A 15084-nucleotide genomic window follows, 5' to 3' on the forward strand; every position below is an offset into this window, starting at 1 on the left:
AGCAACAAAATGGATGACGACAAAGCAATTGCAACCCGAAAAGGCATTGGCTCTCTTGAACTAGGGCTTGAGGTATTAGAGTTAATCTCTGAGCACAGCGGCCCTATCTCGCTAACCAAGTTATCTGAGCTGGCAGAAATGAGCCCCAGTCGGCTTCACAAATACTTGGTTAGCTTGACTAAGCTTGGCTATGTGTCGCAATTAGACAATGCCAAATACATGCTTTCAAACAGCAGTATTCGCTTGGGCATGTCGGCACTAAAACATTCAAACCCCGTCCAAGTGGCCTTTGAATATGCAGACAAGCTACACCAAGAATTAGATAAAACGATTACTGTAACCATTTGGAATGGAGATGTACCGTTAGTGATAAAGTGGTTAGACTCTAGTCACTTTTTGGCGGTGAATATTCGTTTGGGCTCAGAGTTGTCGCCATTTACCTCTGCTGCTGGGCGTATTTTCTTATCCCATCTACCTAAACTGCGCTGTAAGGCGTTAGTTGAACACTACTACGATTCCCCCGCACCTATGCCACGCTACATGGGCAAGCCTATAAAAAAAGCGGTGTTCTACGAATTGTTAGAAGACATAAAACAAAGCAACTTGTGCTGTTTTAAAGAAGATTTTCTGCCCGACATTAATGTAGTAAGTGCGCCTATCTTTAGTTTAGACGGTTCGGTAAGCACCGTTATTAGCTTGTTGGGCAACAGCAAAGAAACACCGGTAAATGCAAAAAGCATATACGTACAAGCCGTGAAAAAGGCTAGTAATGAGGCTACCTGTAAGATATCTGGACAGCTTAGAGCAACCTCAGAAAAAGACTCTTTTTAAGTTGAGTCTTAAATGATAAAGAAGCCGGCTTTACCCCCAACTTGGCTTTTTTTAAAATGAAGTTATGCAAGTGTGACTTTGTAGAGGTGGTATATGTAAATGCCTGTACTACGTTGATTCAATGCGCCATTCGTCTTATGCAGATTTAATTACTGTTAATGTGTATTAACATAACCGAAAAATATCTATATAAAAAAGTTAGCTATTGGCAATAAGCCATATATACTCGTAGTAAGCGCATTATTTTTTCTTTGCAAATGAGTATTTATGGCTAAGCAGTTAGCAAGACACGACATCGACGAAACGCTCTACCTTTTCCAGCAAGATAACAGCAAAAAGTGGTACGCCCGTTTTCAACTTTTCGGGAAATGGCACTGCAAATCAACTAAACAAGTTGATAAAGAAGAAGCTGTAGCAGCGGCTAGATTGCTACGCATGGAGTGGAAAATAAAAGCGGAAATAGGAACTCTTACAACGAGCAAGCGTTTTCGCGATGTAGCTGCGAAGAGTATTCTAGCTATGGAACATGAGCTTGCGCACGGCGGCGGTAAAGTTAGCTACAAAGACTACATGGGAGCTTTGAAAAAATATCACATTCCATTTTTTTGACCGCACTTATATCACTTCTAATGACCAAGACAAGCTTAAAGAGTTCGACATTTGGCGAATACAAAAGGCTGGTAAGGTTCTCAAAAAGTCTACTCTAGTAAATCATAACGCGGCGCTACAAATGGTGTTTAAAGCTGCGGTCGAAAACCAATGGATGTTATCAGTTCAAGTGCCAGTATTAAGCAACAAAGGAGAGCAGGGGGCTAGACGTGCTGCTTTCAGTGAAGTTGAATATGAGAAGGTTGTTGAAACTTTAGAAAACATGAGGGACAACAGCCGCAAGAAAAAGACTAGACAAATAAGAGAGTTGTTGCTTGATTATGCTGACGTAGTCATCAATACAGGTATTCGTCCTGGCACTGAAATGGAAGAGCTGACTTGGTCTGACATCCTAATGACAAGGCAAGAGCATCAAGTCATTTTCAAAATTAAAGTAAGGAAGGGTAAGACTACAAAACACACGGGAACGAGAACCATCGTGTGTAAAGATGAGTTCGTGTTCCCCCTAATGAACTTAATGGAGCGTTTTCCTAATCGTCGGCCGTCTGACAAGATATTTGTACTAGCTGACGGTTCTAGTACCAACGAATTAGGCAGAACCTTTGTATCAGCACTAGAGGAAGCAGAACTAAAGACCAGCCCAGATAGTTTTCAGCCCTTTCCATTCAGGGAACCTATTCACTAACGATGCCGCATCCATAACATGGTACGCTCTCGCTTCGCCTCGTCCATGATGTTTTTCTAGGCAAATCACTTCCTTGTTTATGGCACCCGAAAGTTCATTGCGCACGGCATCATGAAGTTCCTTTTGATTGCCTTTTAGGGCCAGAAGGTAATCGCCACCGCTTTGGGGTACTAGGGATTTTCCCCTCTAAAGTAACATAGAACGCTACAGGCTTTGTATTATATAGCCTCCAGCTGTGGGTTACTTTCGTTTCCAAGCTTAATCATCCACGATTGGCTTCGTAATTTCACTAATATCAGGCAATTTTCCGGTATTGGTGAAGTTATACGTCCCGCTTAAGTTGATATTTTGCCATGCAACGGGCGAAACAGCACGAGTGATAGCCGCTTTTTCTTCATCACCTGTCGCTTCAAAGTGTCCCAGAAGATGACTCAGTATCGCGGAGTTGAAGTAGATGATCGCGTTGGCAAGCAATCTTGCGCATTCATTCCAGATAGCGATTTCAGACTCGTTTTTGCCACGGAACTGATCACCATTCACCGACGCAATGGCTCGTCTAAGGAAGTGCCATGCTTCTCCCCGGTTCAGGGCACGTTGCACATACTGCCGCAAACTGGCATCGTCGATGTAGTCAAGTAAATATTGCGCTTTAACCAGTCGATTATACTCCGTCAGAGCCTGTAATATTGGGTGTCCAGAAGGGTAACCAGACAACTTTCTTACCAGCATTGCTTGTGTCGTCCGCTTTGTCTGAAGTGACAGAACAATACGCCTGATATCTTGCCATCCCGTTGTAATAACATTCGTTCTGATAGGCTTCTTTAGCGCCAGTATGGTGTTACATTGTTCATTTTCAGTCACCTCAAACAGATCGTTGATGACGCTGTTAAATTGCGCGTATCGCGGTGCAAAGCTGTAGCCGCATAGATCCAATAAAGCGAAGTTGACGTGATTGACACCGTGTGTATCTGTCGAGAGTACGTCAGGTTTGATATCGCTGCTGTTGGATTGCAACAGATCATAGATATAGTGTGATTCATGCTCGTTGGAGCCGATTATCCGTGCATTCAGCGCGCTGTGATTGGCGACCAGGGTCATGGCCGTGATCCCTTTATTGGTACCGAAGTACTTCGAGGAATACCGGGTTTTAAACGTTTCCAGATGCGTTTCGAATTTCTGACCATCCGCACTGGCGTGCAACTGGTCCTCCTGAATATGGTAGTGGCGGAAGATGGGTAATGAAGCCACCGCATTATTGATCACGTCGCTGGCATCATGCAGCGTTTCAGGTCGGATATAGTTAGCCTGTACTGTACTCAGGTGTTCATAACTGCGGTCGGAGATCTGCGCCATACCATACACACCACGGTGAGTGGCGTTAGCAATCAGAATGGCCAGTAAATCATCCTGATGAGTAGTTCCCTGTTTTTGTATTGGCAGCACATGTGTCAGGCATCGCATAAACCCGGTTTCGCGCTCAACATACCGCAGGACATCCGCGATACCGACTGGCTGCATTCGCTTAAAGAAGGGATTGTTGACCAGAGATGTAGCGCCTTTTGTTGGCAGGTGCCAGCGGGTGCCCGAGCGATTTTTCATGATTACATTGCGATTATCTCCCTCATCAATATGGCACGCCACGTCTTTGAGCGCGCTTTCCAGTCGATGTTGTTTCTCCTGTAACAATGCGTCAACAGGTTGTTTTAGTCTGTCCAGCGTTGATGACTCCAGCAGTGCATCCTGCGATGTTTGGGGGATCAGGTCGTCTTCCAGTGCCCGGTATTTGGTGACATTTGACAGATAAATACGTCCGTTCAGTCGTGAAGTTAACTGCCGGTAGAGCAGCCATTCATAACGTTGCGGATTAACGTTATCCTGTTTCACCAGCCATGGGAGGTGCTTTTTGGGGATAAGCGACGTATCCATTGTCATCAGTGATTCACCGGATACAATTTCCGTTTGCATCTTTTGAAGTTGGGCGACGACGGCTTCTGAGCCTTTACCGGCCTCACATTCAAGGCACAGGAACACTGGTCTTAACAACTGTTCCAGAAGGTTTCGTTGTTCGTCATAATATTGCCACTGGTACTCTTCCACGGTCCGTTTCTGTTTTTTCAGGTAAAGGCAGAGGGTCTGGATATCCCTGTCATTCATGACCTTCAATGCCTGTTGTCTGACTACTGAGAAGGGCTGATTGTCATCAATATTCTCGTCAACAAACAGGTGAAGTAGCTCTGCCGCTTTCGTGACATTGTCCGCAGCTGACTGCCAGGACAGGAACACTGCTTGTTGTGCAAAGGCGTTGGCGGCTTCCTGTTGTTTTCGGATATGGTAAACAAACCCATCCGTCAGGCGCTCCAGTGCAAGTTGCATGCGCTCTGTCAGATGACACAGTAACCACAGGTGCTGCTGTGAGCGTTTGAAGCGCCGCACTTTACTGCCGTAGTAATCAATAAGGCCGCTGAAGTGTTGTCGATTTTTTAGCGACAGATTGAGCCTGTCCACAACGTCATTTATTTGCGTGTGCCATGGTGCTAACCGGTGGTAAATGGCGAGCTCTTTTTTAAGCTCAGGCACGGTCAGACTTTTGGCACCACCCCTGAGATGGCTCAGACTCAGCCCGTCGTCTTTAGTAGTGATTATGTTGTCCAGAAAGACGTTAAGTTCATTACTGGTAAGTTGATTCAGTTGGAGCGTCAGGTCTTTTCTGACCTGTTGCATTGTGCGGCTTATCAGTCTTTGAAGCACGGAGTACTTAGGAATGGCAATGTTATGGCTGGCAAGGTATTCAATGGCCGCATCAAAGAGGTGTCGAGGCTCCAGCCAGGCATGACCAATGTAAACCAGGTGGTGGCACAGAGCATTGAGGTGCTGTTTTTCATTCCACTTATTGTAATTAAGTAGACGCAGTATCCTTGAGTAAATACGGTCACGCTGCATTTTACTGACACTGAAAGGCCTGATCCCTTTACCTCTTTGAATTTGGGAGGCAATAAACTGCATGTCGATACTGATATCACGGAAACTCGGAGCAATGATCACTGGCTTAGATTTAAAATAGCCCAGAAGCGCCACGAAATAACAACGATGTTTAGTAAGCCTGATAGTACGGCATTCGGCCTGTTCTACATCGTTTAGCGAAAAATACAAACGTTGTTCCTCAATAGAAAACTGAGGTGCTGAATACAAGTCTCGTTGTTCTGCCTGAGTCAGAATCGAGAGTTCATTACTAATTGCCATGATGAATAAACGCCAATATGATTGATGGTGTTTATATAAGATGGCAGAATATTGGAAGGTAACCCACCGCCACAGACCATATAATATAATACCTGTAGCGTTCTATGTTACTTTAGAGGGGAAAATCCCTAGAACCCCTAATTCGCGAAATATATGGCCACCATTGAGTACTATTCGTCAACCGGTTGTTAATCTTGGGCGTGCGGCAGCAGAAAAGCTTATTTATTCCTTAATACAAAAGCAGCATGTTAACCACAAACAGGATTTGGCGTGTGAGTTAATAATGCGGAGTTCCTGTGCGCCTAATTTGTAATTGTTTGAGCGTCACTAATAAGTAGTTTGGTTGAATAATCTTTTGGGTTTAGGGTAAACGGTTTTCTTTACTTACCATAGGTGTAGAAACCAAAAGTGAGTCGATAAAAAATGCCAGTCAGCTTAACTGACTGGCATTTTTTATTAGCGAAATAATCAGAACGGGTACTGAATTCCCTGGTTCATTACGCTTATCCATTTACTGTGGGTAAACTCATCAAGGTTTACCGGACCGCCAATACGGCCAGCATCCCCTGAGTCTTTTAACCCGCCAAACGGAATGTGATACTCATTGTTTACCGTTTGATCATTCACATGCACCATACCGGCTTCTATCAGCCCGGCCAGGTATTCGCCTTTGGCACTGTCTGCGGTATGAATGGAGGCAGATAATCCCAGCGACGTCGCATTGGCCAGCGCAATGGCTTCCTGCTCAGTGCTAAAGGTTACAATGGGGGCAACCGGGCCAAATATTTCCTGCTGAAATACCGGCATATCCGGTGTTACGTTAGTCAGTACGGTTGGGCGCACTAATCGGCCCTCAACCGTGCCGCCGGCAATCACTTTGGCGCCCATTGCCACAGACTCATCAATCAGAGCCTCAACCTTATCGGCCTGGGTCTGGTTAATTAACGGGCCAAGATGGCATTGTTCGGTAAACGGGTTTCCGGCATACAGGTTATTAGCGCGTTCAGCCAGTGCCGAGGCGTAGGCTTCGGCCACGTCCTTGTGGACAATATGACGCCCGGATTGCATGCATATCTGCCCCTGATGGAGGAACGCACCCCAGGCAGCACAGGATGACGCTGAAGCGATATCTGCATCGGCCAGCACGATAAAGGCATTGTTACCGCCCAGTTCCAGCGATGTTTTCTTGAATGTTGCGGCGCAATGCTTCGCGATTGAGCGGCCCACCGCAGTGGATCCGGTAAACGCGATCATGCCGGTATCCGGATGCTCAACCACGGCCTGACCTGGTTCGGCACCACCCGGCAATAAACCCAGCACATGGTCAGGTAAACCCGCCTCGCGCATCAGTTGCTGAATAATCACCCCGCCGGTAAAAAAGCTCTGCGGATCGGGTTTCAGCACTACACTGTTGCCCATGGCAAGGGCCGGTAATACCGCTCGTAATGAGAGTAACAATGGAAAGTTCCACGGTGCGATAACGCCAACTACGCCTACCGGAATGCGCACACGCATGTTTTTGCGCCCCGGCATCGCCGATGGGTATATTTCGCCATTGGGTGCCTGGGTCTGACTGGCGGCCATATAGGTTTGTTCTACACAAGCCTGTAATTCCCATTCGCTTTTAGGCCGGATAGAGCCGCATTCTCTGGCATTCCAGGCATGAATAAGTTCGGCATTGGCTTCGAGTGCCTGCGCAAATCGGCGCAGGATACCAGCGCGGGTTTCAAAGGTGGTGGCAGCCCAGTCCGGCTGTGCCTGCTTACAACGGCTGATGACATCGCCTGCTTCGGCGGCAGTGGCAGCATTAATACTGCCGAAAACGGTGCCGGTGGCAGGTTCGACAATGTCGAACGCAGCACCGGAGAAGCCAGATGTGTAGTCGAGGGAAAAGTCACTCTGGCTGATGTCTTGATAATTCATGCTAATACCTTAACTTGGATTCGTTTGGTTGATGTGATCGGCAATGTAACTGGCCAGCGCATAAACCGTTTCAGACGGGTTATAACCAATTGATGTGGGAAGCAGACTGGCATCTACCACATACAGCTTCTTAATGTCGTGGGTTTCACCATAGGGGTTAACCACGGTTTTGGTTTTGTCGGCCCCCATCCGGCAGGTGCCCTGTGGATGGAACGACGTGTAGCGATAACGCGCCGGTTCATTTTCAAGGGCATCAATAACGCTGTCGATGTCGTCCACGGAATTGATCCGCTGTTTATCTGACGTCGGCAGGTACAGGTATTTGGCACCGGCTGCAAACAGAATGCGCGCATTATCCTTCAGGCCTTTCTTCATGGCTTCAAAGTCTTCATCGTCTACCTGATAGCGAATTTCCTTGTAGCCGTTTTCCAGCGTTACTTCACCCACGTTTTTATCGTGGATCAGGGTAATCAGCCGCGTGGAGTTAGGGTAGTTCTGCATGTAGCGCACGTAGGGTTTACCCGTTCCTGGCTCCGCCATAAATGAGGCTTCTACGGGATCCTGAACTGCATTGAGTTGGATCCAGCCTCCATCATCCGGCAGGGTATGGCTGTCGTCGAACAGGCTGTGTGTAGCGCCGTGGAAATCATTCAGCTGTTTGTCGAACATTGCGGTAACGGAAAGTGACGGGTGGCAGGCGAAGTTTTTACCCACCTGACCACTGGAGTTTGCCAGCCCGGATTGTTGTAACAGCAGCGGCGAGCCTGTAGGCCCTGCAGCCAGCACCACTATAGGCGCATTGACCTTCATGCGGGTTTTTACCTTGCCAGTTTTCGGATCGACAACTTCAGCATTTACACCACTGGCAGCACCGTTGACGGTGTTAATTTTGGTTACCCGGGTATCGGCATAAATAACGGCGCCGTGATTACATGCCCAGGGCAGGTAAGTCACCATCATCGATTGTTTACGGTCAGTTTTGCAGCCAGCAAAGCAAAAGCCGGTCATGGCGCAATCACGTATATTGCGTCGGGCCAGGCCCAGCGGAATATCCAGCTTCTGCATACCTTTTTTAATGTACTCGGCACCCACGCTGGTTTCGTGACCTTTCACTTCGGTGATCCCGAGTTTTTTTTCGACTTTTTCAAAGTACGGCAACATGACATCGGGTGTGAGGTTCGTCAGGCCATATTCTTTACCCCATTTATTCAGGTAGTAATCCGGAGTACGGAAACACAGTGCGGCGTTGACCACGGTAGAGCCACCCACACAGCGACCCTGCAATACAGTAATATCGCCATCGGTGTTACTTTGTGCACCTTCACCTTCATACAGGGTGGCCATGGAAACGGCCATCATTTCGGTGAATTTTTCTGATGGTACATAAGGGCCAGCCTCCAGCACGATTACTTTTTTACCGGCTTTGGCCAGTTCGTAGGCATTGATCCCGCCACCCGCGCCAGATCCAATAATGACCACGTCGGCGTCAAGGTCGAGTTGGGCTGCAGTGATATCGGCAGCGGTTTTTACGTTTAACTGATTTTGAGTTGTAGACATCGTTATACTCCTACCGATATTTAAGCTTGTGGCTCGGGTGTAACACCGCGCTTTTTAAGTCCCCATTTTTCCGATACCGGACCGTCATAACCTAACGGTGCCCAGGTGTTCGGAATAGCCCAGTAAGCCAGCACAGTGAGCTTTTTAATCCCCATCGCTAAAGCACGATGCGGCGCTACATCTGAGTCTGCCCAGGCATCCACAAAGGCAGTTGCGTCGGCGTCGGATAGCTTGGTAAAAGGCTTGCCGTAGGCTTTTTCGGCGCTTTGATTAAAGTAATGAATACCCTGATTAAGCCCTTTACGGATATGCGGTGGCATGCCTGCCAGCAAGGCGCCTTCAATGGTCGGGATAACCGGTAACGTGGCCGGATTCACCAGGGTAGTGCCCTCGGTAGGTAAGGCGATAGCAAGCATTTTCTTAAATACGGCCTGCTCGGTTGCATCCATTTTGTTTTCGTCGGTCAGAATGCCTGCCATGACCTGCATAGACGAACAGCTCATGACGGTTGCGGTGATGGCGGTTGCCAGTTTTAAGAACTGCCTGCGTTGATTATTAATATGTGACATTGGATTGCCCTTTATCGTTGTGTTATAGCGATTAAAACTACGTACAGCATGGTTACGCAGGGAGTGTGCCAAAAGTTAATTAAAAGTTAATTTGTTGATATTTATTTGGTTTTTTGAAAAGTGGTTTGGCAGTGTTTCATTTTGAAACACTGCCAGGCAGGTGCCAGTCTCAGTTTAATGCACTGTCAGAACGTTCTTTGGCCAGTTTGCGGTATAACGTGGCCCGGGAGATGCCCAGGGTCTTCGCTGCCTGGCTCATATTGCCGCTGCAATCCTCAACCACCTGATTGATCAGTTCCTGACTGGCCTGATCCAGTAAGCGTCCTGATCCCATTGGCTGGGCAGATGTCGAAATGGCGGGCTGAGATACGCAGGTCTGACAGGTTTGATACTCGTCGGGAAGCTCATCCATTTGAATGAGGGTAGTCTCATCACCAATGGCATCGGCATACAGCAACACATTGCGCAATTCGCGGATGTTGCCAGGCCAGTTATAACACTGAATAAAGCGTTTAACTTCGGCACTCAGGCTTTGTTTATGCTGGCAGTCGGCGTTAACAATAGTGGCAGCAATGGCCAGTTTATCATCCCGTTCCCGCAAGGGTTTAATGGGAATGGCAAAGCCTTTTAAACGAAAGTACAAATCCTGCCTAAAACGGCCTTCATCAATGGCTTGTTCAAGGTTGACATTCGTTGCACAGATAAGCTGAAAATCGACTTTATGTTCCTTTGATGATCCTAACGGACTCACCTCGCGGGTTTCCAGCACCCGTAACAAACGGCTTTGGAGGGCGAGAGGCATATCGCCGATTTCATCCAAAAACAAGGTACCTTTGTCGGCTTCGGCAATACGCCCTTTAAAACCATTTTTATCGGCACCGGTAAACGCACCGGCCTGATACCCAAACAGTTCGCTTTCGATGAGGTTTTCTGGAATCGACGCGCAGTTAATAGAGATAAACTTTCCACGACACTGACTGGCATCGTGCAGGTGACGGGCGGTAACTTCTTTACCAACGCCGGATTCACCATAAAGCATAACGGGTAAACGGTTGAGCACTCTGGCGCCGCGTTGTACCGACTTTGTCAGCTGTTCATCGCCGAAGGTCGTCTGTGATTCAGGCTTAATTTCTACAGTGGCCGGGTAATTAAACTGACTGGTATGCTTTACGGGGGCGTCCTGAGGCGTTCTGATTATTCTTGAGGCCAGGGTGACGCCCGAGTGGAGGGTTAAATAAAACGGTTCGCCATTTGCCGCGCGTTTGCTGGTGACTAACTGAAAATCGGAACTGAATAAGCCGTCGAACCAGGTATCAAAAAAGCGCCGCTGGTCTGAAATAAAGGTTGAAGCGGCTTCGTTACAGCCAACCATCTTTCCTTCCGGCGTAATCGCCAGCAGCAGATTAGTGATATCACCGAATTGCCCGGAAGAGGGAATAATCTCGATAACATAGGTATCGCTAAGATTCAGGATCAGCGATTTCTGGATATTTCTGGCGCAGGTCTCAAGCATGTAAAACACGGCCATATCGTTAATGGAGTGTTCGTTGGTGATGTCCAGAGAAGCGCATAAACGGCCCATATGGTCAAAAACCGGTGCCGCCGCACAGTGAAAAGTGTTGTGTTGCTCTTTGTAATGTTCGCCGCCAAATACGCGGCTGAACTTTTTACTGTTTACTGCGCAGGACATGGCCGTTGTACCTACCACGTTCTCATTCAGCATGATGCCGTCTTTAAAGGCCTGGGCGATGCGCGAGTTACTTAGACGATTAGCCTGGCGAACCTGCAATGCATTACAATCCTGATCAGTTAACAAGACCGACCAGCCGGCACCTGCAACAGCCCTGAACAGCTGCTCGACATGGCGGTTTGAAACCGTAAGCAGCTCTTCATTCTGGTATTTAAGCTGGTCCAGAAGATCAGGCCTAATAAAACTGTATTCGAGTTTGCCTGACATGGGGAGGGTTTGGTCTGCACAGCGAAGCCACGACTCCCGAATGGCACTGGGTAGCATGCTGGCTACCTGAACATCTCCTTCAATAAAACGCTGACGGATTACACTTAATTCATTGCTCATTACTTCGACCTTTTGGGGTTTGCTGTGCTAACACATAGCGAAAACAACCGTAATTTCTGGTAATCGAAAAATAAAGCTTCAGTCTAGCATGAATTGTAAAATATTTGTAATATGTTTTATATGTGAATATTTGTTCGCTATATGAATTTGGTAGAGGGGTTGCCAAGTAAAAGCAGGATGTACTTATCAATGCTATGCACACCCTGTACTCTGAGGGAGACTATTTCAAGTTTAAAACACTTTTACAAAACGCAGATTAATGCGATCGGTTTCAAAAAAGCCATTTTCTACCGAAATACTGCGGCCATACTGAGCTTGCACCTGTAAATCTGGTTGTAAGAAGTGCTGCAGCGTAACCTGCCAGCGGTTATTGTTCAGCTCGTCCTGCTGCTCAACTTCGGACACTTGAGATTCTGCACCGAAGTCGTGGTAATAGTTTACTGAGGCGGTGGTGGTATCAGAAATATGGTAGTTCAGATGCACCTGATAACCGTATTGATCGTCCTGTTTACGGGTGATCCCTGATGCGCCAAAATCGTCATTATCGCCAAAGAAGGTGTATTCACCCACCAGATGAAGGGAAAACTGCTCGCTGATTGGCGTAATAAAGGCCGCCTGGGTAATAAACTTAGTGCGGTTTTCGCCTAGATTCACTGGACCTTTTTCAGTGTCGTAACTACCTAAAGGTACTGAAACCAGCCCTGTTACGCCAACTGCTTGTTTGGTGTCCGGGTTATTATACAGCCAGATAGTGGCCCCTAGTATAGGGTCTCCAATGCCTGATGCTTCGATTTCTGCGCCGCCAGCATTAAGTTTGAGTTGTCCAAACGGTAGGATCACCTGAGGATCGATAATAAAACCGCCCAGTTCAATGTAGTGCACCCAACGCAACAGGCCAATGTCGGCACTTAACGTCGGGCCGTTTTCAACCTGCTGGCCATTAACGTAGAACTCATCGTTTTCAAATGACTGAAGGTACAAAATGCCCAGGTCGATGCCCGCTGGAAGTGGCGCGTAGTCACCCGGATCGGTAGCTACCTGAGCTGCCTGAGCGGTAGAAGTTAATGCCGCACATGACAGGCTTAGTGACAGCAAAGCTGGTTTTAACCGTGTGTTTTTCATCTAGTTATCCTTATAAAAGTTAACGCATTACGTCATATTTGTTATTGCATTTAACATTCCATAAACAAAAACCGTATTTCAAAACAATCATTTAGCCTTGTTATGTTAATAAAATTACATATCGGAGTGTTTTAAAAAACTACACCAGGTGTTATGTGATTCTCAAAATGAAACACTTTGCGGTAGCGACTATTCGTGTCAAATCCTTTTACCTGCTGGTAAATCGCGTACCGCGTGGAGTCCGGCTATTTTCTCGGTGTTTGTAAATGCGGTGTTAATTTTGCATTCTCTCAGCACTCCATTCACGCCGGCGATTTTTACGGTGAATGGACCTTTAACAAGCAGTAGGAGCGAATGTCGTGGAAAAGGCAGATAAGTTAAACCTGCAGGTAAAGCAGATTAAAATAAAACAATACGGATTTGGAATGCTGGCACTCTCAATGTGGTGGCTGGCTACAGGCATACCATTTTATTCCGGATCTGTTTCATTAAGTTTGTTGGCTAGCATTATTGCAACCGGGAGCAGTATTTATGTCATGCTCCTGGGTCGTCGGTTCCCGAAATCTGAAGTGTTTACCATATATCAGGAAGTCGAAGTTGAACCGCCAGCAAACGAGCCACAGACGTTATGTCAGCAACTACCTTCTAATGATCAGGAAAATGCCGTTCAGGATAAACAGAGAGAAGAGACTGTAATTGAGCAGCTGTGCCCGGAAATCGCCAAAGCCTCAGCCATATTATCAGAGATTCTGCTGGGTATGGAAAAAGCCAGGGAATTAGCGGGCTACTCCGGCAAAAAAGTGAATGAGAGTTTCGAGTATACAAAGAATTGTCAAACGGCGAGTGAATATTTGGCCGAGCACATTGTAACGGTAAAAAATGTGTTTATTCAGCTTACCCATCAATCTGACAAAATAGCGGTTATTGTCGGGCAGATTCAGGATATTGCTAAACAAACTAATTTACTGGCTTTGAACGCGTCAATTGAGGCCGCCCGAGCAGGCGAGCATGGCAGAGGGTTTGCAGTCGTTGCCAATGAAGTGCGAGAGCTGGCAAATAGCGCTAATACGTCCAGTGAAGAGATAGGAGCAATTGTTAAGCAGTTAAAGGAAACGTCTGCCGATGCTGGTAATGGTATGGAGGCCGCGGTCGTCGCCAGTGAAGACAGCTTAAATCAATCTACCCTTGCACTTGAGGCCATGGTGGAGATCACCCAGGGTGCAAAGGAAAGAACGGCGGTCGTCGGTGAGATTTATCAAAAATTACTTTTGCAGCAGTCAACGTTAAACACGTTGTCACTACTTTTAGAGCGCGGGGATGTTTGCAACTTAGTGGTGTCGGAGCAATCTCAGCTTTACTTAAGATAGGCGAGCAATGTTAAGCCCAATGATCATAAGTAAATTGAGCTGAAATTATTAAAATTGAGACGTTCCGTAAAGATAAAAAACCGACTCTCGTCAATTTGTGTTCAGATCTAAAATTAGTACCAAAGGATGGTTTATCCCAGAATCATTGTCCGGAATGCCGGAATGCCGGAATGCCGGAATGCCGGAATGCACCTTACATATTGTAACGAACTATATGAATCTCACACTTAAAGCGTAACGATTACGTCATCGAACGGAATCACGAATTTATCTTCCTCCTCATGTCGTAAAGACACTAAATTGCGCAGTAAAACTTCAATCTGCTCGGCCCTAATATTCGAGTCTAGAGCCAGTTCATACTCTGTAATTTGTACTGCGTCATTTTCTAAAAACGGCATTCCATAGGCCCTCTTAGTAAAGACTCTTATTCTAATGGATCGCTAGCTTTACAATACTGTACGCATGGCCAGAAACGCAGCTAGCAACAAATAGCTCTGCTAATATTTGAGGAATGATTTGATGTCTTCTAACTGCTGAAACTGATCGGAATGCCCTGCAGTTATTCCTTGGCTTTAATGCTGCCCCTGTTGGGGTTCTAGGGATTTTCCCCTCTAAAGTAACATAGAATGCTACAGGCTTTGTATTATATAGCCTCCAGCTGTGGGTTACTTTCGTTTCCAAGCTTAATCATCCACGATTGGCTTCGTAATTTCACTAATATCAGGCAATTTTCCGGTATTGGTGAAGTTATACGTCCCGCTTAAGTTGATATTTTGCCATGCAACGGGCGAAACAGCACGAGTGATAGCCGCTTTTTCTTCATCACCTGTCGCTTCAAAGTGTCCCAGAAGATGACTCAGTATCGCGGAGTTGAAGTAGATGATCGCGTTGGCAAGCAATCTTGCGCATTCATTCCAGATAGCGATTTCAGACTCGTTTTTGCCACGGAACTGATCACCATTCACCGACGCAATGGCTCGTCTAAGGAAGTGCCATGCTTCTCCCCGGTTCAGGGCACGTTGCACATAGGGGTTCTAGGGATTTTCCCCTCTAAAAAGACATAATCCTCTGTAGACCACACCAATAAATGGCTGCGGAGGTGGT

At 46.8% G+C, this 15084-nt stretch carries 9 protein-coding genes and 2 pseudogenes; 4 read left to right on the top strand and 7 right to left on the bottom strand.

Annotated features, from left to right (window positions below):
• The first annotated feature begins 9 nt into the window (after positions 1-9).
• The 3 genes from JKP77_RS04055 to JKP77_RS22240 all read left to right on the top strand — a co-directional run bounded on the left by JKP77_RS04055 (position 10) and on the right by JKP77_RS22240 (position 2125).
• Positions 10-831, top strand: coding sequence for an IclR family transcriptional regulator (locus JKP77_RS04055; RefSeq protein WP_202942906.1), 822 nt, complete (start codon positions 10-12; stop codon positions 829-831).
• Between the two features lie 267 nt (positions 832-1098).
• Complete coding sequence (locus JKP77_RS22235) at positions 1099-1440, top strand: hypothetical protein (RefSeq protein WP_232380371.1); 342 nt, start codon at positions 1099-1101, stop codon at positions 1438-1440.
• A gap of 121 nt (positions 1441-1561) precedes the next feature.
• Complete coding sequence (locus JKP77_RS22240) at positions 1562-2125, top strand: hypothetical protein (protein WP_232380370.1); 564 nt, start codon at positions 1562-1564, stop codon at positions 2123-2125.
• A 258-nt stretch (positions 2126-2383) separates the two neighbouring features.
• Here JKP77_RS22240 and JKP77_RS04065 read toward each other — a convergent pair whose 3' ends face one another.
• The 6 genes from JKP77_RS04065 to JKP77_RS04095 all read right to left on the bottom strand — a co-directional run bounded on the left by JKP77_RS04065 (position 2384) and on the right by JKP77_RS04095 (position 12613).
• Positions 2384-5365, bottom strand: a complete 2982-nt coding sequence (locus JKP77_RS04065) for a Tn3 family transposase (protein WP_218309927.1) — start codon at positions 5363-5365, stop codon at positions 2384-2386.
• 468 nt (positions 5366-5833) lie between these two features.
• Positions 5834-7288: an aldehyde dehydrogenase family protein gene (locus JKP77_RS04075; protein WP_218309929.1), complete on the bottom strand. Its 1455-nt coding sequence runs from the start codon at positions 7286-7288 to the stop codon at positions 5834-5836.
• A gap of 9 nt (positions 7289-7297) precedes the next feature.
• Entirely contained in the window at positions 7298-8845 is a 1548-nt protein-coding gene (locus tag JKP77_RS04080; RefSeq protein ID WP_218309930.1) for an FAD-dependent oxidoreductase, read from the bottom strand.
• Positions 8846-8865: 20 nt separating this feature from the next.
• Positions 8866-9414: a gluconate 2-dehydrogenase subunit 3 family protein gene (locus JKP77_RS04085; RefSeq protein ID WP_218309931.1), complete on the bottom strand. Its 549-nt coding sequence runs from the start codon at positions 9412-9414 to the stop codon at positions 8866-8868.
• Positions 9415-9583: 169 nt separating this feature from the next.
• On the bottom strand, positions 9584-11491 hold the full coding sequence (locus JKP77_RS04090) for a sigma-54-dependent Fis family transcriptional regulator (protein WP_187447768.1): 1908 nt from the start codon (positions 11489-11491) through the stop codon (positions 9584-9586).
• Positions 11492-11722: 231 nt separating this feature from the next.
• Positions 11723-12613 (bottom strand): transporter, encoded by an 891-nt coding sequence (locus tag JKP77_RS04095; protein WP_187447769.1) that lies wholly within the window; start codon positions 12611-12613, stop codon positions 11723-11725.
• Between the two features lie 359 nt (positions 12614-12972).
• Between JKP77_RS04095 and JKP77_RS22655 the strand changes: the two are divergent.
• Positions 12973-13821: pseudogene (locus tag JKP77_RS22655) on the top strand (methyl-accepting chemotaxis protein); the annotation flags it as partial.
• An 842-nt stretch (positions 13822-14663) separates the two neighbouring features.
• Here JKP77_RS22655 and JKP77_RS04105 read toward each other — a convergent pair.
• Positions 14664-15008: pseudogene (locus JKP77_RS04105) on the bottom strand (Tn3 family transposase); the annotation flags it as partial.
• Between the last annotated feature and the right edge of the window lie 76 nt (positions 15009-15084).

The organism is Alteromonas antoniana, from assembly GCF_019249295.1.
In the GTDB taxonomy this organism is placed as follows: domain Bacteria; phylum Pseudomonadota; class Gammaproteobacteria; order Enterobacterales; family Alteromonadaceae; genus Alteromonas; species Alteromonas antoniana.